The sequence below is a fragment of the Sphaerisporangium sp. NPDC049457 genome (assembly GCF_055586705.1).
Map to the genome: position 1 here is coordinate 428,165 of NZ_JBVJHR010000001.1, position 22,918 is coordinate 451,082.

General features: G+C 73.1%; 16 protein-coding genes. 11 read left to right on the top strand and 5 right to left on the bottom strand.

Annotated elements, in window-relative coordinates; all coding sequences use genetic code 11:
- Positions 1 to 56 precede the first annotated feature (56 nt).
- A complete protein-coding gene (locus ACZ6QO_RS01820; RefSeq protein WP_465846675.1) occupies positions 57 to 791 on the bottom strand; it encodes a polysaccharide deacetylase family protein in 735 nt (244 codons plus the stop codon).
- 531 nt (positions 792 to 1,322) lie between these two features.
- Here ACZ6QO_RS01820 and ACZ6QO_RS01825 point away from each other — a divergent pair.
- From ACZ6QO_RS01825 to ACZ6QO_RS01840, 4 genes are all read left to right on the top strand, one after another.
- Positions 1,323 to 2,168 (top strand): Crp/Fnr family transcriptional regulator, encoded by an 846-nt coding sequence (locus ACZ6QO_RS01825; protein WP_465846677.1) that lies wholly within the window; start codon positions 1,323 to 1,325, stop codon positions 2,166 to 2,168.
- Between the two features lie 110 nt (positions 2,169 to 2,278).
- Positions 2,279 to 3,043, top strand: a complete 765-nt coding sequence (locus tag ACZ6QO_RS01830; RefSeq protein WP_465846679.1) for a hypothetical protein — start codon at positions 2,279 to 2,281, stop codon at positions 3,041 to 3,043.
- 419 nt (positions 3,044 to 3,462) lie between these two features.
- Entirely contained in the window at positions 3,463 to 4,167 is a 705-nt protein-coding gene (locus tag ACZ6QO_RS01835) for an SRPBCC family protein (RefSeq protein WP_465846681.1), read from the top strand.
- A gap of 110 nt (positions 4,168 to 4,277) precedes the next feature.
- A complete protein-coding gene (locus ACZ6QO_RS01840; protein WP_465846683.1) occupies positions 4,278 to 5,180 on the top strand; it encodes a hypothetical protein in 903 nt (300 codons plus the stop codon).
- Positions 5,181 to 5,296: 116 nt separating this feature from the next.
- Here ACZ6QO_RS01840 and ACZ6QO_RS01845 read toward each other — a convergent pair whose 3' ends face one another.
- The 3 genes from ACZ6QO_RS01845 to ACZ6QO_RS01855 all read right to left on the bottom strand — a co-directional run bounded on the left by ACZ6QO_RS01845 (position 5,297) and on the right by ACZ6QO_RS01855 (position 8,822).
- The gene (locus tag ACZ6QO_RS01845) at positions 5,297 to 6,673 is read right to left on the bottom strand and encodes a glycosyl hydrolase family 28-related protein (protein ID WP_465846685.1); all 1,377 of its coding nucleotides are present in this window, start codon (positions 6,671 to 6,673) and stop codon (positions 5,297 to 5,299) included.
- A gap of 82 nt (positions 6,674 to 6,755) precedes the next feature.
- Positions 6,756 to 7,418: a thymidine kinase gene (locus ACZ6QO_RS01850; protein ID WP_465846687.1), complete on the bottom strand. Its 663-nt coding sequence runs from the start codon at positions 7,416 to 7,418 to the stop codon at positions 6,756 to 6,758.
- 72 nt (positions 7,419 to 7,490) lie between these two features.
- Entirely contained in the window at positions 7,491 to 8,822 is a 1,332-nt protein-coding gene (locus ACZ6QO_RS01855) for a hypothetical protein (RefSeq protein ID WP_465846689.1), read from the bottom strand.
- 133 nt (positions 8,823 to 8,955) lie between these two features.
- Between ACZ6QO_RS01855 and ACZ6QO_RS01860 the strand changes: the two genes are divergently transcribed.
- The 4 genes from ACZ6QO_RS01860 (at position 8,956) to ACZ6QO_RS01875 (ending at position 15,736) form a co-directional block, all read left to right on the top strand.
- Entirely contained in the window at positions 8,956 to 11,019 is a 2,064-nt protein-coding gene (locus ACZ6QO_RS01860) for a hydantoinase/oxoprolinase family protein (RefSeq protein ID WP_465846691.1), read from the top strand.
- Complete coding sequence (locus ACZ6QO_RS01865; RefSeq protein WP_465846692.1) at positions 11,016 to 12,857, top strand: hydantoinase B/oxoprolinase family protein; 1,842 nt, start codon at positions 11,016 to 11,018, stop codon at positions 12,855 to 12,857. Before ACZ6QO_RS01860 ends, ACZ6QO_RS01865 begins: the two co-directional genes overlap by 4 nt.
- 443 nt (positions 12,858 to 13,300) lie before the next feature.
- On the top strand, positions 13,301 to 14,878 hold the full coding sequence (locus tag ACZ6QO_RS01870) for a PQQ-dependent sugar dehydrogenase (protein WP_465846694.1): 1,578 nt from the start codon (positions 13,301 to 13,303) through the stop codon (positions 14,876 to 14,878).
- Between the two features lie 189 nt (positions 14,879 to 15,067).
- Positions 15,068 to 15,736, top strand: coding sequence for a cytidylate kinase family protein (locus ACZ6QO_RS01875; RefSeq protein WP_465846696.1), 669 nt, complete (start codon positions 15,068 to 15,070; stop codon positions 15,734 to 15,736).
- Positions 15,737 to 15,809: 73 nt separating this feature from the next.
- Here ACZ6QO_RS01875 and ACZ6QO_RS01880 read toward each other — a convergent pair whose 3' ends face one another.
- Positions 15,810 to 19,469 carry a WD40 repeat domain-containing protein gene (locus ACZ6QO_RS01880; RefSeq protein WP_465846698.1) on the bottom strand — a complete coding sequence of 1,220 codons (3,660 nt, stop codon included), beginning with the start codon at positions 19,467 to 19,469 and terminating at the stop codon, positions 15,810 to 15,812.
- 880 nt (positions 19,470 to 20,349) lie between these two features.
- Here ACZ6QO_RS01880 and pip point away from each other — a divergent pair.
- From pip to ACZ6QO_RS01895, 3 genes are all read left to right on the top strand, one after another.
- On the top strand, positions 20,350 to 21,315 hold the full coding sequence (gene pip, locus ACZ6QO_RS01885; protein ID WP_465846699.1) for a prolyl aminopeptidase: 966 nt from the start codon (positions 20,350 to 20,352) through the stop codon (positions 21,313 to 21,315).
- Positions 21,316 to 21,881: 566 nt separating this feature from the next.
- Positions 21,882 to 22,022, top strand: coding sequence for a hypothetical protein (locus ACZ6QO_RS01890; RefSeq protein ID WP_465846700.1), 141 nt, complete (start codon positions 21,882 to 21,884; stop codon positions 22,020 to 22,022).
- Between the two features lie 79 nt (positions 22,023 to 22,101).
- The gene (locus ACZ6QO_RS01895) at positions 22,102 to 22,824 is read left to right on the top strand and encodes a hypothetical protein (protein WP_465846701.1); all 723 of its coding nucleotides are present in this window, start codon (positions 22,102 to 22,104) and stop codon (positions 22,822 to 22,824) included.
- Positions 22,825 to 22,918 lie beyond the last annotated feature (94 nt).

The window sequence follows — 22,918 nt, forward strand, 5'->3', positions numbered from 1 at the left end:
GCCGCCAGGCCCCCTGGCGACGCGTCAATGATGGGCCGCCGGCACGGCCCGGGACGTCACCCCGCCGGCTGATTCCCCCCTACGCCGCCCGGCGGAGCGGGAAGGCGGACTCCGGCCGCCCTGACGTAGGCGTCGAGGTCGCCAAGCTCGAAGCCGCGTCGCTCGATCTTGTCGAGCAGGACGCGGAAATCCCTGGCCAGATTCGCCCGGAAGTGCATGAGCAGGATGTCGCCGGGATGCAGACGCTTGTCCGGCGTCTGGTAGGAGATCTTCCCGCCCGGCTGCACCGTCGCCGTCCACAGCAGTACGGCCGGCAGCCCGCACGATTCGGCCGTCCGCAGCGTGGTCGCGGTGTAGTTGCCGAACGGCGGCCGGAACAGCACGGGCCTGCGGCCGATCTCCCCGGCGATGGCCTTGGCCGAGCCGCAGATCTCCTTGCGCTGCGCCTGGGCGCCGAGATTCCACAGGTTCGGGTGGGTGAGCGTGTGGGCCTCGATCGGCACGCCCAGATCGCGCAGTTCGCGGAAGTAGGACCACTTGCCCGCGCCGACGTACCGCCCGCCCGCCGCCGCGGGGTCGGGCACGCCCCGGGCCTCCACCGCGTCACGCATCGCGAAGACCGTGATGGGAACGGCGCGCTCCCTGACCAGGCGTACGAACCCCGGATCCTGCTCCCAGCCGTCGTCGATGGTCAGGAAGACGACCTTGCGCCGGGTCGGGATGGAGCTGATGACCGGCACCGCCTCGCCCGCCCGCGCCCGGACGCGGCCGACCTCTCCCGGACGCGGCATCGCCCCCGCGGGCCGCGCCGGGACCGTCCCGGCCGAGGGCCCAGGGGTGACGGATGTCGCCGGGGCCGGTATGCCTGGGCCGGGGGAGGACGCCGGGGGAGCGGAGGATGCTTCGGGAGCGGAGGGCGTCGAAGGCGCCTGGCATGAGGCGACGCCGCCCACCGAGCAGATCACCAGAAGTCCCAGCCCTGCCGCCGCGTGTGACGCCTTCCGTCCCCAGACCATGACCGGCAATCTTGCCATCTCGGTGATCCCTTGCTGAAAACGCGCGATTCGCCCGGCCGTCCCGGTCACCGCGCCGCAAGCTCTCTGCAAGGTCCCGGGCGGAAGGTTGGGGCAGCGAACGGGAACGGCCGCGCCGCGGGCGTGCCCCGGGCGCGCGAAGCCGCGGGGAAGGGCGTGGCGGCTTCGCGCGGCTCCGGGCGAGCGCGCCGCGGGCAGGCGGCCGGCGCCCGCGCGGCAAGGCACGGGTGGGGGCCCGGGCACGGATCTCCGGCCCTGGACGGCCGGCGTGAGTCGAAAGGAGCGCCCATGACCGGCCCCGTACCCGGGCGGACCTGCGTGATCCGCAACGTGGGCGAGTGGCCCCGGCGCGGCGTGCTCGGCGGCCTCACGGCGGAGGCCAGGGACGAACTGCTGGCGCTGGGAAGACCCTGGCAGTACGCGGCGGGGACGGCGCTGGTCACCGAGGGCGAGTGGTCCGACGGCGCGATCCTCCTCCTGGACGGCTGCGTCAAGCTCACCGCGGCCGGGGAGGGAGCGCCGGCGCTGGTCGGCGTCCGCGTCGGCGGGGACCTCGTGGGGGAGGCCGCGGCGCTGGCCGGGCGGCGCCAGGATGCCACCGCCACCGCGACGGACGCCTGCCTGGCACGGATCGTCCCGCCGCGGGAGCTGGCCCGCCTCGCCGTGCGATTCCCGGAGTTCGCGAAGATCCTGTACGGCGCGGCGGCCGAGCACCGTGCCGCCGCCCGCCGGTACGCGGCGGACGCCGGCTCGGCGATGGGACGCCTGGTGCGCGTCCTGGTCGAGCTGGCGCGGTTCTACGGGGAGCCGGTGCCGGAAGGCGTCATGATCGGGGTCACGCTCACCCGGCCCGAGCTGGCTGCGCTCGCCGACGCCGCCGAGCCGGCGGTGTACCGGGCCCTCACCGTGCTGCGCAGGACGGGCGTCCTCGGCACCGGCTACCCGCGCATCGTCGTGCACGACATCCGCAGGCTGCGCGCCTTCGCCGCGACGGGCGACGCGCCGTCCGGCGACGCGCGCGTCTCGCCCCCGGCGGACGACCCGCCGGGCCATTGGTGCGATGTGCCGCACTACGAGGACGCCCCGGTGCGCGGCGACCGGCGCGGTCCGGAGGGCGGCGGGGCGCAGGGGTGATCGGGGTAGGACACGCGGCGGCGGCCGGGGCGCCGCCGGTTCGAAGGGACGCGGCGGCGGCCGGGGCGCCGCCGGCTCATGGGAACGACCAGATGGGAGGGAGAACACTGGTGAACCACCTGGGGGAAGAAGTACGCCGGCTGTGCGTCGCCGTCGACGCCGAGCCGGGCGGGCGGCGGGCGGGCGCGCGGCACAGGGAGATGCGGCGCCGCCTCGCCGAGGTGATCGAGGAGGCCGCCGGAGCGGCGGGGCTCGACCGTCTCCACCTCGCCGAGCCCGGCCCGCCCGCGCCGCCGCGCGTCGAGTACGGCCTGCCCGTGCCGCCGCGCGCGGAGCACGGCCTGCCGGCGCCGTCGCGCGCCGAGTCCGGCGTGTCCGTGCCGGTGCGGCCCGGCGCCGGCACGGGGGCGGGCGCCGGGCTGCTCCTGGTCCTGCCGCCCGGCGTGAACGAGACGCGGGTGATCGCCGGACTGGTCGGCGAGCTGCGCGCCGCCCTGCGGCGGCGCAACCAGCGTCCGGGCAAGGACGCCCCGGCGCGCCTGCGGCTTCGGATGGCGTTCCACCAAGGGCCCACCCGGGTGGAGGACGGCGGGTTCGGCGGCAGGGCGGTGGCCACGGTGTGCGCCATGCGCGACAGCGACGAGCTGCGGGCGGCGCTGCGGGAACGCCCGGGCGCCGACCTGGCCGTCGCCATCTCGGCGCCGCTGTTCGAGGACGTCGCCGAGCACTCGCACCGCGACCTGGTGCGGCACATGTTCCATCCGGTGACCCCTCGGTCCGCGGACGTCGCGGCGCGGATGTGGATCAGCGCGCCGGACGCCGTCCAGAGTTCCTGCGGCACGCGTCCGGCGGACATGCCCCTCACCGCCGGCTGACACCATCGGCCGGCGGCGCCGGGAGTCCGGGTGACCGGTCCGGGGCACGGGAGGTCCCGGTGGGTGCCGGAAGGCATCGGCGGGCCGCGAGTGCCGGCGGGTGCTGGGCATCCCGGGACCGGGGGCCAGGGATGCACCGGCGTTGGAGCAGGCCGGGTACCGGGAGGTCTGGGGAGAGCCTTCCGGTGCCCGGCCGTTCGCGCGCCGGGCCGTGTCGTCCGCGCGCCGGGCCGTGTCGCGGGCGCTCTCGGTCCGTGGCGTTCCGGCCGGACCCCGGCGCGGTGTTACCGTGACCTTGACATGGGACGGGCGCCCGGGACGGCGGCGAGTTGTGACGACGCCCGGCCGGTCGAGCGGGCAGAAGTTGCCCTTATGCGGGCCGGGGACCCGTCCCTAGTCTCTCGGCATCGGAGGTGTCCATGAAGGTCGTCGGCAGTGCCGTCGTAGGGGTCGACCGCAACCGCGTGTGGGCCGCGCTGCGCGACCCGGCCGTGCTGGTCCGCACCATCCCGGGCTGCGAGCGGCTGGAGGCCACCGGCGCCGACACCTACCGCATGACGGTCAGCGCGGGCGTCGCCTCCATCAAGGGCGTCTACCAGGGCGAGGTCGCCCTGTCCGACCCCCGCGAGCCCGAGGGGTTCACCCTCCGGGCCCGCGGCGCCGGCGCGCCGGGCACGGTGGACGCGACCGTTCTCATCCGGCTCAGCGAGGTCGACGGCGGCGCGACCCGCGTCGACTACGACGCCGAGGCCGTGGTCGGCGGCATGATCGGCGGCGTCGGGCAGCGGATGCTGGGCTCGGTCGCCAAGCGGACGGCCGGCGAGTTCTTCAGCGCCGTCGAAGAGCACCTCCAGGTCACCCCCGCCGCGACCCCGGTCGCGGCCGCGCGAACAGTTGCGCCGGGTGCCACGGCCGTGGACGCCGCGTCCGCCGCCGGCCTGCCGGCGGTCGTCGCCGGTCAGGTGTTCGAGCGGCCTCGCGCCGAGGCGGGACGGGCGGACGGGCGCGCACGCGGCGGCGCGCCGGTGTGGCCGGTGCTGACGGCGTTCGGCATGGGCGCGGGCGTGGCGCTCGGCAGCGCGGTCATCGGCTGGCTGCTCGGCCGCGGCGGCCGGGGGCGCTGACCCGGCGACACGCCACATCTGCCCAGGTCAGATGACATATCACACTCCGGAGTGTTCCAGGAGCGTTACAACGTCTCGCGGAAGAGGATCTCCCGGCGTAACGTGGGCATATGCGAGAGTTCCGTGCGGAGGACGCTCGATCGGAGGCCAGGCGGCTCATCCACGACCTACTGGGTGAGCGCCACCCGACGACCGCGTCGCTGCTGGGTGACGCCGCCACCGTACTCGGCGAAGAGCGCACGGCCCGCTGCGCGGAGCTGGCGCAGGGGGCCGCGCTGACCAGGCGCTCCTCCGAGCTGGCGGCGATCGCCGGCCTGCTGGTCGGCACCACGATTCTCGGCTCCGGCTGGTGGACCTCCGGCCGCGAGGGCAAGATCCCCGCACCCGACGAGGTGCTGGCCGCGAACACCGCCATCGAGCCGTGGACCGACCTCACCGTCCTTGAGATGCTCGCCGCCTGGATCGCCGACGACAGCGCCGACGCCGCGTGGGGCCCGGCGGTCGCCTCCGTGGACCTCAACTCCTGGCAGGTGGAGGACCGCATAGAGCTGCCCGCGGACGTCATCGCGGGTGCGCGCCTGGTCGTGTCGTTCGACGCCGGCGGGCGGCTGGACGCCGTGGTGGTCGAGCGGCCGGACGGCGAGCTCGGGACCAACCTCGACCTCGCCTCGCTGCGCTACTCGCGGGCCGCCGAGGCCCAGTGGAGCTGGGGCGTGGCCGCCGGCCTCGGCCCCCACCCCCTCCCCGGCGAAGACCCCGACCCCTACGCCGTCACGGTCGACCAGCAGGCGGCCGAGTACCTCCGCCAGTGGGCGCTGCGCCACGGCGCCACCGCCGAGCTGGTCGGAGCCCGGTGGCAGGCCAAGGGCGACGTCATCACCGCCGTCGAACGCGTCGACTGGATGTGGCGCAGCGGCGAGTGGTTCGCCTGGTGGCGGGCGACGTCGGCGCTGGTCGGCGGCGACCCCGTGCAGCTCGCCTCCCGCATGGACGACATCGCCTCCGCCTCCTGAACCCGTCCGTTCCGAACGCTCGGCGGGCCGGAGTCCGTGCCGCGCGCTGGGCCACCGGTGTCCGTCCCGAGCGCTCGGTCGCTGGGTCGGCCGGCCGCCCTTGACCCGCGTCGTGCTCAGCCGGAGACGTCCGGGGTGGACCAGCCGTCGCGGAACGCGTACCGGGCCGGCGCGCTCGCGTACCGCAGGAACGCGGTGGCGCCGGTGCCGGCGACGCCGACGGCGGTGGACGTGTGGTGCGTGCGGCACCCCTCGTAGATCATCTTCCCGTTGGTGAGCGATGTGCCAGTGCCGTTCACCGAGTGGAAGCCCGCCAGCGTGCAGTCCTGGTAGCGGACGATCGGGATCCGGTTCGAGCTGGGGGTGTACAGGTGGTAGTTGTACGCGGCGCCGTTCGAGCCCGACACCGACGCGATGTCGGAGCAGGACGTGAAGGTCACCGACCCCAGGTTCCAGGCGCACTCGATGATCTTCTGGCCGGCGCTCGCCTTCGGCTCGAACCGGACTCCGTTGACGTTCAGCCTCGACGCGGTCGCGTCGCCGTTACTGGTCGGCATGTAGAAGTACCGCGCGGCGTCCGTGCTGGTCATCGACCACGACCCGCCGAACACGTTGATCGAGCCGCCCCGGTCGAAGCGGAAGAAGTTGCCCGACTGGAGCGCGAAGTTGCAGGACAGCATGAAGTAGTTGAGGAACTGGTTCTGCTGGCTGTTGCCGGACGGGTTCGTGATGCCGCAGTGCAGGAAGGCGTCGGTGTACCTGGACACGGTGTCGGTCGAGCACATGATGAAGTGGTGCTCGCTGTTGTTGTTGGCCTGGGAGTCGCCGTCGATGCCGATGACCCGGTCCCAGGTTCCCCGCCATTCGACGTTGCGGTAGACGAAGTACTGGTTCTGCCCGGCCCCGTACTGCGGGTACACCGAGGCGCCGTCGACCTGGTCGACCGACCAGTAGTACGCGAACCGGTTGGCGCCATTGGTCGAGCGGAAGCTCATGTCCTCGAAGTGGGTGTAGCGCAGGCGCACGGCGGCGGTGATGAGGTTGTTCTCGCGCGGGTCGGAGTTCGCGGTGAAGTTGGTGGCGAAGTCGATGTTGGTGACCCGCGGGCCCGCGCCGCGGAAGCGCAGCCCGAAGATCTGGTCGGCGGAGCCGGAGGTGGGCGACCACATCAGGGTGTCCTTCTTGGTCACCTTGTAGTTGCCCGGCGGGAAGAAGACGTCCTTGCGGACGATCCCGGACGCGCGGCCCGAGATGGCCGCCGCCACCGCGGCGCGGATCGCGTCGGAGTCGTCGGTGACGCCGTCTCCCTTGGCGCCGTAGTCCTTGACGTCCACGGTGAAGACCGACGGGTCGGTGTTGGCGGACGCCGGCCCCGCCGACAGGAGTTCGAGGGCTCCCGCGCCCGTGGCGGCCAGGCCGCCCGCCGCGCCGAGGGCGAAGGCCCTGCGGCTCACCATGCTGGTCCGGTCGTCGCGGTCGTGGTTTTCAGGCATGTCGAAACGCTCATTTCGGTCTTGATCGCCGGGGGGATGATCAAGGTACCGCAGCCGCCCGGGGCCGGGGGAGAGTTTTCGATCAAGCGCTTGAGGCGGCGAGCGGGGTCGTGCGCGATTCGCCGAGGTCGCCGTTGCGGTAATGGCGGCGGCACAGCACGCGATAGTGCACCTGCGCGCCGTCGGTGTCGGCGATGACGACCTGCTCTCCGGTGCGGGCCATGACCCCGTCCACGACGCGGGCGTTCAGCCTGCCCTCGCGCCCGCACCAGCACAGCACCTCCACCTGCAGCCGGGACACCTCGTCCGCGAGCTCGAACAGGCGCTGGGCCGCCGGGAACATGCGCGAACGGAAGTCCGAGGCCAGGCCGAAGGCGTAGACGTCCACGCCGTGCTCGTCCACCAGGTCGGCGAGCTGCTCGATCTGCGCCACGGTGTAGAAGCACGCCTCGTCGCAGATGAGGTAGTCGACGCGGTCCTGAGCCAGCACCAGTCCGACCAGGTCGAGACCGTCGACGACCTCGACCGCGGAAAGGCCGAGCCCGATGCGGCTGGTGACGCGCGGGCCGCCCGAGCGGTCGTGCTTGGTCAGCACCAGGCCGCGCCTGCCCTGGCGGCCGTGGTTGTAGTTCATCTGCAACGCGAGCGTGGACTTGCCGCAGTCCATCGGGCCGTGGAAGAACCTCAGCACGGCGTCGCGATGAGGGGGTGCGGGGACGGTGGACAAGGCGGACGTTTCACTCACGGGGCGTCAGCATACAGTTCGGCCCCGCACGCGAGCCCCGTGACGTCTCACATGGCGGGCCGTGCGGCGGCGTCAGGCGGCGGGGCCCGCGTGGCGGAGGAGGGAGAGGCCGGGAACCGACAGCCGGGCCGCCGGCGGGGCGTCGCCGCTCTGCCCTTCCCCGCCGTCGAACCGCAGGACGCCGTCGGTCACCCCCACGTAGACGCCCTCCCCGTCCGGCGTCACCACCGCGCCGCGCGCGGGCGACGGCAGGCGCCACTCGCCCCGCACGGCCAGCGAGCGCGGGTCGACGGCGCGTACGGACGGCCCGGCGGCCAGGTACAGCGAGCCGCCGGAGGCCGCGAAGCCCGACGCGGCCATCGCGCCGACGGAGGCCGACGCCGGCGACGAGCCCGCGGCGGGGGACGCGCCGATCGTCGCGGTGCCGACGATGGTGAGCGATTCGGTGCTCGCGCGCACGAGCGTCCCCTTGCCGTCCTCGTACACGTACAGCCCGCCCGTGGTGACGGCGATGGCGTGCGCGGCGGCCGGGGCCCTGCCGAACGGCTCGGGCAGGTCCAGGCAGTAGGCCCACCGCTGGTTGAGGTCCAGCACGTGCACGAAGGCGTGCACCCCCGTCGTGCGCCCGGCCACCAGGTCACGGGTGTGCAGGTGGTCGGGCTGGTGCGTGTACAGGGTGTAGAGCCGCTGGTGGGAGGGGTCGAGCACGGCGGCGCGCCCGTCGCCGCGCATGGTCTCCTCCGCGCCCTCCGGCACCGGCTGCTTGTCCCGGGTGTACAGCGGCCACAGCTCCGCGTTCTCCATGTCGTACACCTTGACCTTGTAGCTCTCCGGCGCTTTGGCGGGCAGGTACTGCAGGACGAACAGCCCGTCGCCGATGCCGGTGAACCCGTCCGGCTGGAAGTTGCCGTTCAGGCGCACGGTCTTCGGTCTCTGCCGTCCGTCCGGCGAGACGACGACCACGGTGGTGCTGGTGCGTCCCGGCCCGCCGTACGGGGAGGCGGGGGGAGGGTCGGTCAGGGCCACCGCGTTGCCCAGCGAGGACACCACACGTGGGATCACACCCCGTGGGACGGTGGTACGCGCGGTCACCTCGCCGGACAGGGCGTCCAGCGTCACCAGGTCGCCGGCGGGGGAGACGGTGTACAGCCGCCGCCAGTCCGCCGAGGGCACCGGCCGGTCGGCGGTGAACAGCGTCGTCCCGGTCCCGGCGTCGACGGCGGCCAGGCGCGCCGAGACGTCGGCGTAGACGATGTGCCGCGCGGGCGCGGGCGAGGGCGTGGCCGCCGCGCCCGGCGCGGAACGGGGGGAGGCGGGGGCGCCGGCCCGGCCGTCCGTGCAGGACGTGAGCAGGCCCGCGCCGGCGAGCCCGCCGGCGAGCATCAGGAAGTGGCGTCGCTCCATGCCCTTCTTACCGCCGCCGCGCCTTTGAGGTTCCGCCTTTTCCGCCGCGGGCGTAAGGTGCCGACGGATGCCCGTTTTGTTGGCGGATCTCGCTGGTTCCGGAGCAAGGAGCGGTTCAGTAAACACTGGAAGCATGCGCAGCGTCCGTATCGGCGTCGACACCGGGGGCACGTTCACCGACGTGGTCATGGTGGACGAGCAGACCGGTGAGATCACCACGACCAAGACCCCCTCGACACCGGGCGACCCGGCGGACGGGTTCATGAACGGCGTGCGCAAGATCCTGGCCGGCCGCGCCCTCGCCGACGTCGCCGGCATCGTGCACGGCACGACCGTGGCGACCAACCAGCTCTTGGAGGACCGCCCCGTCGACCTCGGCTTCGTCACCACCGAGGGCTTCGAGTTCATCCTGGAGATCGCCCGGCAGAGCGTCCCCGACGGGTACGGCAACTCCTACTTCTGGGTCAAGCCGCCGCGCATCGTGCCGGTGCACCGCGTCAAGACCGTCGGGGGGCGGCTGGACCACCTCGGGCGGGAGGTGCGGCCGTTCGACGAGGAGCGGGCCGCCGAGGTGGCACGGTGGTTCCGCGACCACGGGATCACCGCCGTCGGGGTGTGCTTCCTGCACTCCTACGCCAACCCGGCGCACGAGCGGGCCATGCGGGACGTGCTGGAGCGCGAGCACCCCGGCGCGGTCGTCTCACTGTCGAGCGACGTCCTGCGCGAGTACCGCGAGTACGAGCGCTCGGTGACGACCCTGGTCGACGCCGCCGTCAAGCCCATCATGCGCCGTTACATCGCCGGGCTGTCCGCGCGCCTCGGCATGCCGTTCTCGGTGATGAAGAGCAACGGCGGGGTGCTGTCCGCGGCCGAGGTCGTCGACCAGCCGATCACCACGGTGCTGTCCGGCCCCGCCGCGGGCGCGCTCGGCGCTGCGCTCATCGCCGGCGCCGCGGGCCGCGGGTCGGCCATCACGCTCGACGGCGGCGGCACCTCGACCGACGTCGCCGTCGTCGTCGACGGCGAGCCGTCCCTGACCACCGAGGGGTCGGTCGGCCGGTACCCGTGCAAGATCCCGATGATCGACATCGTGACCGTCGGCGCGGGCGGCGGCTCCATCGCCTGGATCTCCCCCGAGGGCACGCTGAAGGTCGGGCCGAGGTCCGCGGGAGCCGACCCCGGCCCCGTCTGCTACGGCAAGGGCGGCACCGAGGTCACCGTCACCGACGCCCACGTCTACCTCGGCCGCGTGCCGCCCCACCTGCTCGGCGGCGAGATCCCGCTGGACGCCGCCGCGGCCGGCGCCGCCGTCGAGGCGCTGGCCGGCAAGCTCGGCCTGTCCCCGGAGCGCACCGCCGTCGGCATCCTGGAGATCAGCGCCTTCAACCAGTCCAACGCCATCCGGCAGATCACGGTCAAGCGCGGCCTGGACGTGCGCGACTTCCCGATGGTCGCCTTCGGCGGCTCGGGGCCGCTGCTGGTGTGCCGCCTGGTCGACATCCTGTCCCTGCCGGCCGTGATCGTGCCCGCCAACCCCGGCAACGTCTCGGCGTTCGGCCTGCTCACGGTGGACGTCAAGAACGACTACGTGCGCACCCACGTGACCCGCGAGCTGTCGCTCGCGACGGCGGCGGACATCTTCGGCGACCTTGAGGCGCAGGCGGCCGCCGCGCTGCGCCGCGAGGGCTTCCCCGACGGGCGGCACGTCTACGCGCGCAGCGCCGACCTGCGCTACTACGGCCAGGCGTACGAGGTGCGGGTGCCCGCGCCGTCCGGCCCGCTGGACGAGGCGTGGCGCGCCGAGGTGCTCGACCGGTTCCACCAGGCCCACCACAGGCTCTACGGGTACGGCTACCGCGACGACCCCCGGCACGCCGTCGAATGGGTCAACCTACGCGTCTCCGGCATCGGCCCCATCACCCGCCCCACCCTCCCAGAACTACCCGAACCACCCGACCCGACCCGACCGTCCCCCGCCCGCAGGAGGGTCTACTTCGACGAGGACCCGGACTCGCCCCTGCAGGAGGGCGGCTGGTGGACCGCGCCGGTCCACCAGCGGGGCGACCTGTGCCGCGGCGACGTCGTCACCGGTCCCGCGGTGATCGAGGAGTACGGCTCCACCCTGCCGCTGCACCCCGGCTTCACCGCCGAAATCGACGCCCACGGAAACCTCGTCGTGAAGGGAGCGGGCGCATGACCGTCGCGGACCCGGTGCTGGTCGAGATCGTCGAAGGCACGCTCGCCTCCGTCGAGATGGAGGTCGAGACGGCCATCGCCCGCACGGCGCGCTCGCCGATGATCCGCGACGCGCACGACTTCCGCGCGGGGATCCACGACGCGCGGCTGCGCAAGCTGACCGGCCGCTCCTACTCGGCGCTCGTCCAGCCCATCGTGCGCGACTTCCCCGTGGCCGAGATGAACCCCGGGGACGTGTTCTTCCACAACGACGTCTACCTGTCGGAAGGCGGCATCGGGCACCTGCCGGACCTGTGCGTCACCGTCCCGGTCTTCCACGACGGCGAGGTCGTGGCGTTCGTGCAGGCGTTCGGCCACCACGACGACATCGGCGGGGCCGTCCCCGGGTCGATGCCCTCCCACGCGCGCAGCGCCTTCGAGGAAGGGCTCATGGTCCCGCCGATCAAGCTGTGGGACCGCGGCGTGCCCAACCGGGCCGCCCTGACGATCATGACCCGCAACTCCCGCATGCCCGACTCGCTGGCCGGCGACCTGGACGCCGAGTGCTCCGCCTGCCTGATGGGCGCGCGCCGTCTCGCCGAGCTGTTCGCCCGGTACGGCAGGGCCGCGGTCGAGGCGTGCTTCGACGCGATCATCGCCAAGACCACCGAGACCTTCCGCCGCGAGCTGCTGGCCAAGATCCCCGAAGGCGTCCACGTCTGGGAGGACTACGCCGAGCACGACGGCGTGGACGAGCCCCGGCTGCACGCCCAGCGCATCACGCTGACCGTCGACCACGGGGCCGGCAAGCCGCTGGTCATCGACTTCACCGGCACCTCGCCGCAGGCCAAGGGCCCGATCAACCACGCCGGCGACTACGCCGACGGGGTCTTCCTGAAGAAGTGGCTGGCGCCCATCCTGCGCAACCTCGCCGACACCCCCGAGCGCATGGCCGAGCTCGACGTGAACGAGGGCGTCGTGCCGCTGATCGAGATGAGGTTCCCCGGCAAGGGCACCCTGCTCACGCCGATCTTCCCCGCGCCCACCAACGCCCGCACGTTCGTCATCCTGCGCCTGCTCGGCGTGCTCGCCGGCGTGCTGGCCAAGGCCACCGGCGGCCGGATGCCCGCCGACCAGGAGACCATCCGCTACACCGGCGTGTACGGGGAGGACGACGAGGGCCGGCCGTACCTGATGCGCGAGGTGCTCGGCGGCGGGTCGGGCGGGCGCTGGTACGCCGACGGCGAGGACACCATCCACGTGGTCCCCGACTCGCGCAACATCCCCGTCGAGTTCGCCGAGGCGCGCTGGCCGTTCCGCGTCGAGCGGCTCGGCCTGGCCCGCGACTCCGGCGGCCCCGGCCTGTACCGGGGCGGGCTCGGGTACGACAAGCACATCCGGATGCTGCGCGACGCCTCGTTCATGTCCATCGCCGACCGGTCCATCCTGGCCTGCTGGGGGGTGAACGGCGGCCGGGCCGGGCGCCCGTTCCTGGTCACCGTGGCCGGCCGCGAGATGGAAGGGCTGGTGGACGACTTCCCGGTCAAGGCAGGTGAGATCGTCAGGGTGCGCACCACGGGAGGCGGCGGATGGGGCTCGCCCTACGACCGCGACCCCGAACTGGTGGCCGCCGACGTCCGCGACGGCAAGGTCTCCGCCGAGGGCGCCCGCGACGACTACGGCGTCGTCCTGCACGGGCCGGCGGACACCCCGCGCGTGGACGCCGCCGCCACCGAGACCCTGCGCGCCCGGTTGCGCGCCGCTCCTTCGGTCCCCTTCTTCGACCGCGGCCCCGGCTACCCCACCCTGTCCGGCGGCAAGCCCCACGCCGACGTCGACCTCCTCGACGGCGCCCCGTAGGCGAATCGCCTCGGCGGAAGGCAGGCGCGAGCGGAGGACAGGACGGGGAGGAGAGGGCGGACGGAGGAGAGCCGGAGCCGTTGCCCGCCCGGTCCCTGCCCGTCCCTGCCCGGACCGCGGCCGGCGCGGTCGGGTCCCGCGGGCGATGTACGTTTCATGCGGCCGTCGGCGGGCCGCGCCGGAGGACTTCCGCATCTTCCATGGTCAGGACGGAAAGCGCGGCCAAGGCGGCCCGTCGTCGCCTCCCGGGACGGAAGGCCGCGGTCGCGGGCCTGGTTGTGACGGCGGCCGAGCCGATACCGTCGGTCGGGCGCGTCAGGGCATGGAACCTGTTTGGTCGGCGTCGCACTCCGGTCGCTTCGCGGCGGAATGCGACCGGGTCGGGCGTGTTGTGAGCACGGATGCGCTCCGGACCTCGACGAAGCCCGTCCCTGGAGACCGACTTGTCAGGAAATCGCTGGGCGGCCCGTGTGCTGCTCGCCTTGTCTCTGCCGCTGCTCGCCCCTGTGACCGCACTCATCCCACCGGCCGCCGCGACGACATCCCCATCGGTCCCGGCCGCGTCCTCGTCCGTCCCGGCCGGCGGCGCGCGGGCGGCGCAGGCGTCCAGCGTCCCGCTGGCGGAGATCAACGCGACCACCACCCAGGTCGCCTTCGGACTGCGACGTCCCGTCGCCATCGCGGCACCCGACGACGGGACGAACAGGCTGTTCATCGTCGAGAAGCGCGGCACCGTGCGCGTGTACCACCCGGACACCGGCCTCGCGCAGAACCCGATCATCGACATCACCGCGTCGGTGGACGAATCCGACAACGAGCGCGGACTGCTCGGCATCGCCCTCGCGCCCGACTTCGCCCAGAGCCAGGACCTCTACCTGGCGTACACCGCGCTGCCGGACGCCGCGGTGACCCTGGCCCGGTACCGGCTGGACGAGGGGCGCCTGGAGCCGCTGCTCTCCCAGGAACACGCCCAGTACGGCAACCACAACGGCGGCCAGCTCACCTTCGGCACCGACGGCTACCTGTACATGAGCATCGGCGACGGCGGCGCCGCCGCGGACCCGTTCGACTCCGGGCAGCGCCTGGACACCCTTCTGGGCAAGATCCTGCGCGTCGACGTGAGCCGGACCTGCGGATCCCTGGCCTACTGCGTTCCCGCGGACAACCCGTTCGTCAACCGGGCGGGCGCCCGCGGGGAGATCTGGATGTACGGCGGGCGCAACCCCTGGCGCTTCTCCATCGACCAGGCGGACGGCTCGATCTGGATCGGCGACGTCGGTCAGGGCAGGTGGGAGGAGATCGACCACGTCAAGGCGGGGCGGCAGGCCGGCGCGAACCTCGGCTGGTCCTGCTACGAAGGCTTCGAGGTGTTCGACCAGGCCCAGTGCCGGTCCGACGTCCAGTACACCAAGCCCGTCTTCACCTACTCGCCGTGGACCGGCGGCTGCGCGGTCATCGGCGGAGTGGTGTACCGCGGTGCGAAGTTCGCCAACGTGGTCGGGGGCACCTACATCGCCACCGACTACTGCTCGTCCACCATATGGGCGCTGCGCGAGGACGGCCGGGGCGGCTACCTCCAGGCCGAGATCGGCGAGACGCCCACGCAGGTCACCGCGTTCGGCGCCACCCCGAACGGCGACCTCTACGTCGTCAACGACCTTCCCGGCGGGCTGCACCGGATGTCGTTCGAGCGGGCCACGCCCACCTGCCGGATCAAGATGACCCCCCAGAGCTGGGGCACCGGCCTGAAGGTCGACCTCACCATCACCAACACCGGCACCACGGCGATCGACGGCTGGTCACTGGTGTTCCCCCTGTCCCGGGGGCAGACCGTCATCGGGGACTGGAACACCGACCTCACCCAGGGCGGCGACATGGTCACCGCGGTGAACGCCGCGCACAACGCCTCCATCGCCCCCGGCCAGAGCGTCACCATCGGCTACCTGGCCAGCCACACCGGCGACGCGTCCCCGCCCGCCAGGTTCTCCCTCAACCGAGACGCCTGCGCCATCGCCACCTGACCACCACTCACCCGCGGACACGCACCCCCGGACCACCACCCAGCGACCCCCAGGACCGGCCCCAACGTGCGGCCCACACGAGAACGACCGGAGCGTCCCCTGAATCTGACCATCTTCGGCCAAGATGGTCAGATGGGAGACGATCCGGCAGGGATAGTCCAGGGCACTCGTGGTGAGCTCATTCGCCGGGTGGGTGAGGCGATCAGTTCTGTCATGGTCGCGCACCCGGTGCGGGTCGCCGTGGACGGGCCGCCCGCCTCCGGCAAGACCACGCTGGCCGACGAGCTCGCCGTCGTGCTGCGCGCGCAGGGCCGCGAGGTCATCCGCGCGACCGTCGACGACTTCCTCTTCCCCCGCGCACAGCGCTACCGGCGTGGCCGGTATTCGGCCGAAGGGTGCTACTTCGACGCCCACGATCGCGCCGCGCTGTGCCGGGTCCTGCTCGAACCGCTGGGTCCGGGCGGAGACCGGCGGTTCCGGCACGCAATCTACGACAGCGACGCCGACACCCCGTCGTCCCCGCCGGCCCATACCGCCGCCGCGGACGCCGTGCTGCTGTTCGACGGCGTCTTCCTCCTGCGCCCAGAACTGATCGACCGGTGGGACCTGCGCATCTTCGTGTCCGTCCCATTCGAGCGGACGGTGGATCGCGCCCGGGACCGAGGTGCGGCGTCGGCCGGGTCCACCGCCGACACCGCCGAGATCGAACGGTCGTGGCGCGACCGCTACATCCCCGCCCAGCAGCTCTACTTCGCCACGGCCCGCCCAACCGACCACGCCGACATCATCGTGTACAACGAGCAGCTCCAACGGCCGACCTGGGAAGTGCGGCCACACTCGTCGGTACACAGGATCTGACGACCGCTCGACACGGTCGGCCGCGTGGTTCACCGTCGATCGGCCGACAGTGGAGCGAGCTTTGCGGGGCTTTCTACGGGAGGGGGTGGCCGGCGAGGATGCGGTCCACCTGGTGCAGGAGGGTGGGGATCGGGGCGCAGGCGTCGCAGTTCCACACGCGTACGGTGCCGTCGTCGTGTGAGGTGAGGATCCGCCGCCCGTCGCGCGCGAACGACACGCTCTCGACGCTCGCGCCGAAGCCGGAGAAGGTGAGCGGCTGCCCGTCCGCGTCGGCGCGCCACACGCGCACCGTGGCGTCGTGCCCCGCCGAGGCCACCCAGCGGCCGTCGGCGCTGAAGGCCACGTACCAGACCATGCCCTGGTGAGCGCGGTGCACGAGCGGCGTTCCCCGGCCGTCGGCCGGCCAGACGCGGACGGTGCCGTCGCTGCCGGCGCTCGCCACGCGCCGGCCGTCCGGGCTGAACGCCACCCCCCACACGAGCCCCTGGTGGCCGTGCAGGACCACCGGCGCGGCTTCGCCGGTGGTGTCCCACACGCGCACAGTGCCGTCCTGTCCGCCGGTGGCGATGTGGCGCCCGTCCGGGCTGAAGGCGGCGAATCTGATCTGGCCCTCGTCGGCCTTGCGGACCAGCGCGACGCCGGCGCCGTCGGCGGGCCACACGCGCAGCGTCCCGTCGATGCCTGCGGTGGCGATGCGGCGCATGTCGGGGCTGAAGGCCGCCGTCCACACCACGCCGCTGTGCCCGCGCAGGACGACCGGCGGCTTCTCCCCGGTCAGGTCCCAGATGCGCGCCGTGCCGTCCCGTCCGGTGCTCGCCACGTGACGGCCGTCCGGGGCGGCGGTGACGCCGAGCACCTCGCCGTCGTGGCCGCGCAGCACCTGGCGCCGCCCGGTGTCGAGGTCCCAGACGCTGACGTCGCCGTCCATCCCGCCGCTGACGATCCGGCGCCCGCCGGGCAGGAGGTCGGCCGACCACACCGCGTCGCGGTGGCCGCGTAGGACGGTGGAACCGTCGCGCAGCGACCAGACCCGCACGGTGCCGTCCTCGCCGCCGGTGACCAGGCGCGCCCCGTCCGGGCTGAACGCCGCGCTCCACACCACCCGCTGGTGGCCGCGCAGCACCAGCGGGTGCCCGGCGCCCGTCGGGCTCCACACCCGCACGGTGGAGTCGTCGCTCGTGGTCACCAGCCAGTGGCCGTCCCGGCTGTAGTCCAGGCCCTCGACGGTGCCGTCGTGCCCGCGCAGCACCACGGGGTCGCCGTGCCCGTCGGCCGGCCAGACGCGCGCCGTGCCGTCGATGCCGGCGCCGGCGCTGGCCACCCGCTTCCCGTCCGGGCTGAACCGCACCGTCTTGACCGCGCCCTGGTGGCCGCGCAGCACCGACGTGGCCTTGCCCGTGCGCGGGTCCCACAGGCGGACGGTGCGGTCGTGGCCGCCGCTGGCCAGCCGGCGGCCGTCGGGGCTGAAGGCCACGCCCACCACCGGCCCGTCGTGCCCGCGCAGGACCTTCGCCTCGCCCTTCCCGTCGGCGTCCTGGACGCGCACGGTGCCGTCGTCGCCGGCGCTGGCGACGCGGCGTCCGTCCGGGCTGAACGCCACGTTCCACACCGTTCCCCGATGCCCGTTGAGCACCCGCGGCGCGGCGCCGCCGTCCAGGGACCACACCCGCACCGTGCCGTCGGCGCCCGCCGTGGCCAGCCGACCCCCGTCCGGGCTGAAGGCCGGGCTGAACACGCCGCCCTGGTGCCCGGTGAGCACGAGGGGAGCGCCGGACGGCAGCCCCGCCGCGTCCCGCGTCCAGACCCGTACGGTGCCGTCCGAGGCGCTGGCCGCCACGTGCTTCCCGTCCGCGCTCCAGGCCACCCCGTACTGCCTGCCGGTGAGGCCCGGCAGGGACACGAGCATCCGGTGGTCGATGAGCGCCTGCCGCAGCGCGGTCTCGGCCTCGCTCGTGGGCCGGACGGCGTACGCCCGGCGGGCCTGCCGCAGCGCGTGCTCGGGGTCGAACTGCGACTGGCTTCGCGACTCGGCCGCGAGCTGGCGGGACACCGCGATGTCGCGCTGGGCGCTGATCTGCCCGGCCTGCATGAGCGCCATGGCGGCGAGCACGCTCACCGCGATGACGGCGCAGGTCAGGCCGCTGAGCGCGAGGACCACCCGCCGCCGGACCGCCCCTCGCTCCTTGGCCTGCTGCACCCGGCCGGCCGTCAGGAAGTCGCGCTCCAGGTCGTTGAGCCCGTCCAGCGGCCTGCCATCCCAGTGCGCCAGCCGCGCCCCCCGGTACAGGAACGCGGCGTCGCGCCCGTGCTGGTCCCATTCGGCGGCCGCCTCGGTCAGCTTGCGGTGCGCGCGCAGCAGTTCGCGGTCCTCCGCCAGCCATGATCGCAGCCGGGGCCAGGTGCGGATCAGCGCCTCGTGGGCGATGGTCACGCTGTCCTGGTCGGCGGTCACCAGCCGCCCCTCGATCAGCCTGTCCAGGACGGCCGCCACGGCGGCGCCGCCGGGCCCGTTCACCAGCTCGGCGCGGCGCGCCCGCCGCCGGGTGTCCTCGGTGCCGTCGCCGGGCGCGATCAGGCGCAGCATCACCTGCCGCACCAGCGGCCGGCGCTCCTCGGGCAGCTCGCCGTAGACCCGTTCGGCCGTCATGGCGATCGCGCCGCGCACGCCCCCCGCCGCCCGGTACCCGGACACGGTCAGCGACGCGCCGCGCCGCCGCCGCCAGGTCTCCAGCAGCGTGTGCGAGATCAGCGGCAGCGCGCCGGACTGCTCGCCCGCCTCGGTGAGCATGATGTCGACGAGCTCGGGGGTCACCTTGCAGCCCACCCGCTCCGCCGGCCCCGAGATGGCCAGCCGCAGGTCCTGCTCCTCCATCGGCCCGACCAGCACCTGACGGTCCCGCAGGGCCGCCACCAGGTCGGCGTGGCCGGCGCAGTGCGCGTAGAAGTCGGCCCGCACGCCCAGCACGACCCGCGTCCGCCGCTCGCCGCCCATGCCGAGGAGCAGCGAGACGAACTCCGCGCGCTCCCGCTCGTCCCGGCAGAGGGTGAACACCTCCTCGAACTGGTCGACCACCACCAGCAGCCGCGCGTCGTCCGGCCGGTCGGCGAGCACCCGCGCCACGGCGAGGTCGACGGCGGCGGGCGTCGCGCTCTCGGCGGCCAGCCGCAGGCTCAGCGCCTCCAGCGGGTGCTCGCCGGGGGTGAGCAGGACGACCGGCCACTGCTCGCCGCCGGGAACCGCGCCGGCGTACACCGCCGGCAGCAGGCCCGCGCGCAGCAACGACGATTTGCCCGCCCCGGAGGCGCCGAAGACGGCCAGCAGCGGCGAGGTGGCGAGCCTGGCGCACAGATCCGCCACCAGCCGCTCGCGTCCGAAGAACAGGTCGGCGTGCTCGGGGCCGAACGTCGCCAGCCCTCGGTAGGGGGCGTCGTCGGCGGACCCGGCGGGCTCGGCGACGTCCTGCCTGGCCAGCTCGTCGGCGAGCCTGTGCCAGCGGTCCTCCCACTCCTGGACGTCGCCGCCGCAGGCCCGCACGTACGCGAGGGTGACGGCCAGGCTCGGCAGGACGGTGCCGCCGGCGGCCTCGGACAGGGCCGTCACCGAGAAGTTCGCCTCGGTGGACAAGCGCCGGTAGCTCGGCTTGCCGGCCGCTTCCCGTAATCGCCGCAGCTCGAAGGCGAACGCGTGCAGCAGGTCCTTGTCCGGATCGAGCTCGCGTTCCGGACGTCCCATTTCTGCGCTCCCGGTACACGTTGTTTGTCCAGTGGCGCAAACCCTCGCTGGACAACCCATTGGGAACTATACCCATAGGCATGCCGCTAGCCGGGAGTAATCGCACGCGGTGCTGGGTTCGATGTGAACCGGAATGGGAGGCGAGAAGACCACCATGCGAATGAGGGGGATTGTCGCATTCATGCCCGGTTTCACCTTAGTGTTCGCGGCATGTTCCGCCGGGGCCGGCGAGATCGCCTCCAAGCGTCCCGGCTGCCGCGCCCATCGCGCTGCCCGTCCCGCTCCCCGGGCCGGGCCGAGATGCGCGATCCCGCGCAGAGCCCATCGGCATCGTCCGCGCCCTCAGACGGGCTCGGCCTGACGTGAAACCCATGACACGTTCCACTCCAGCTCACGGAGCGAAGGCGGGCGCCGTCCCCGGCAGCCTTCGCGCAAGGGGCCCGTGTGCCGGACGCCGTGCCGACGCAGAGCACGGCGGTGGAACAAGGTGCCGCGGCGGCCGCACCTAGAACGGGACCGTCCACCGGAGAACAACCCCTCCCGGTGCCGCACCACGGGCCAATCCCCTCCTGCCCTGCGGTGCGCGCAGGCGAACGGAAGGCGCGGTGCCCGCCCTCGCTCCCGGCCAGGCCGGGGGCTTCCCCCAGGGCGGCCCGCAACCCGTTTCCGTCCGCCTTCATATGGTCCCGCCTTCGGCCTCGACCCCCCGAGAACCGGGGGCGGGACCATATGACGTTTTCGCGTGCCCGCACCCGTCGCCCCATGGAACATGATTCCTGCCCATGTTCGGCGTCTCGGTGGCGGCACCGCGAGTGAAACCCGCCCGCGCACGCATGTCCGATTGCGGCGACCGGGCCGTCCGCTGCCAAAATGGCTGGTCATGAGGACGCTCTACCCACCGCTCGAGCCCTACGACTCCGGCATGCTCGACGTCGGCCACGACGACCGCGTCTACTGGGAGGTCTGCGGCAACCCCGCGGGCAAGCCCGTGGTCATGGTGCACGGAGGGCCGGGCGGCGGCTGCACCGCCGACCACCGGCGCCAGTTCGACCCCGGGGCGTACCGCATCGTGCTGTTCGACCAGCGCAACTGCGGGCGCAGCCTCCCGCACGCCAGTGACCCGGCCGTCTCCCTCGAACACAACACGACGTGGAACCTCGTCGCCGACATGGAACGCCTGCGCGAGCACCTCGGCATCGACCGCTGGCAGGTCTTCGGCGGCTCCTGGGGGAGCGCGCTCTCCCTCGCCTACGCGCAGACCCACCCCGGCCGGGTGACCGAACTCGTCCTGCGCGGCGTCTTCACGCTCCGGCCCATGGAACTGCGGTGGTTCTACCAGGAGGGCGCGTCACTGGTCTATCCCGACCTGTGGGAGGACTACGTCGCGCCCATCCCCGCAGATGAGCGCGCCGACCTGATCGCCGCCTTCCACACCCGGCTGAACGACCCCGACCCGCGGGTCCGGGTGCCCGCCGCGCACGCCTGGAGCGTCTGGGAGGGCTCCACGATCACCCTGCGCCCCGACCCCGGCATCATCGCCACGCACGAACGAGACGACTACGCCGTCGCGTTCTCCCGCATCGAGTGCCATTACTTCGTCAACAACGGGTTCTTCGACGACGAGCAACTGCTGCGGGACGTCGGCAAGATCAGGCACATTCCCTGCGTCATCGTCCAGGGCCGGTACGACATGTGCACCCCGGCCAAGACCGCCTGGGACCTGCACCGGGCCTGGCCGGAGGCCGAGTTCCACATGGTCGACGCGGCGGGCCACGCCTATACCGAACCCGGCATCCTCGACCGCCTCATCACCGCCACCGACCACTTCGCCCGCCGCGCCGGCTGACCAAGGCCCCCGGGACCGGGTGCGCCGCGTGCGCCGATGCGCGTTCCGAAGACGTCCCGAAGACGTCCCGAAGATATTCCGAAGCGTTTTCGAAGCGGCTCGCGACACCCTGACCGGGAAGGTTCCGCCATCCGAGCACTGGAGGATTCAATGGCGCACGGTCAGATCACGGGTAAGCGAAGCAGCTCCGAGACCCAGATTCTGCGAGACGCGCTGACGGTCCCCATCCGCATGAGCATCGTCTGGAGCGCCCCCCGCAGCTCCGACGAAGTCATCTTCATGAGCGCCGAGCCGCGCTGACCCGCGGGTCTCCGGCCGAGGCGGCCCCAAGACCCGACACCGGAGACCCGACACCGGAGACCCGACACCGGAGACCCGTCCCGCCCTCTCCAGCCTTTCCGCCCCGACCCCTCTCTCGCCCCCGACTCCTTCCCGTCCGCGGGCGCCGCGACGGCGCCGGCTCCCCCTCGGCGCTCGGCCTCGGTGAAGACTCTCCGCAGCGTTTTCGAAGAGCCGCGCGGCGCCCCGGACGGAGAAGGCCCCTCACCCGAACCACAGGAGGATCCATGGCGCATGCCCAGCCGACGGACAAGCGGAGCCCGGAGACCCAGGTCCTGCGAGACGCGCTGACGCTTCCCATCCGCATGAGCATCACCTGGTCCGCTCCGCGCAGCCCGCAGGAGCTGGTCTTCGCGAGCGTCAAGTAGCACCGATCCACGGTTTCCGGTCCCGGAGGCCGCCGAGCCTCCGGGCCAGGAGCCCTCACCTTGTGAAGGCCCGCCCGTCATGACGTCCTTCTCGTTCCGCGCCTGCTTCGACGGCGTCGTGCCCCCGACGGCCGCCGACCCGTCCGTCCTCGGCACGCCGCCGTTCCGCGCGGTCTCGTACTGCGAGCCGTTCCGCGCCGCCTCCGGCTTCGGGTGGTACCTCTACCCGCCGGTGGACTGCTACATCAAGTGGGACGGCGCCGCCTTCCACTGGCTCATGGAGAGCGCCGACGACTGGATGCCGCTGACCAACGTCGCGGCGCAGACACTGATCCGCCTGCTCGGCGGCGAGCCCGCCGACGACGCCTTCCTCGGGCTGCCGGTCTTCTCCACCCCGCCCGAGCCCGGCCTGCTGCAGATCTGGACCGGCCTGGTCGCGGTGACGCCGCCGGAGTGGAGCCTGCTGGTACGCGGCGTCCCCAACCTCCCGGGCAGCGTCACCTACGAGGTGCAGGACGGCCTGCTGGAGACCGGCTGGTGGCACGGCCCCCTGCTGGGCAACCTGCGCTTCAGGCGCTCTGACGAGGTCATCCAGCTCTCCCGCAGGATGCCGCTGTTCGCGGCGCAGCCGGTGCCCCGCGAGGCATACCAGAGCAAGCTGCTCCGGCGGACGGAGTTCGTCCCGGCGAGCGCCGAGAGCCGCGCGGAGACCGCCAAGATGATCTCTGACGCGTTCTCCGTCCGCAGCGACGAGAGCCCGGGCGGCTACCGCCGCGAGGTGTCGCGCCGACGCCGCGCGTAATCCGACGGTGCACGTGATCCGAACGCCGTATCCGATCTGCCGCCGGACATGATGTGACGCCGCACATGATCCGCCGCCCCCAGTAGCCTTGGCG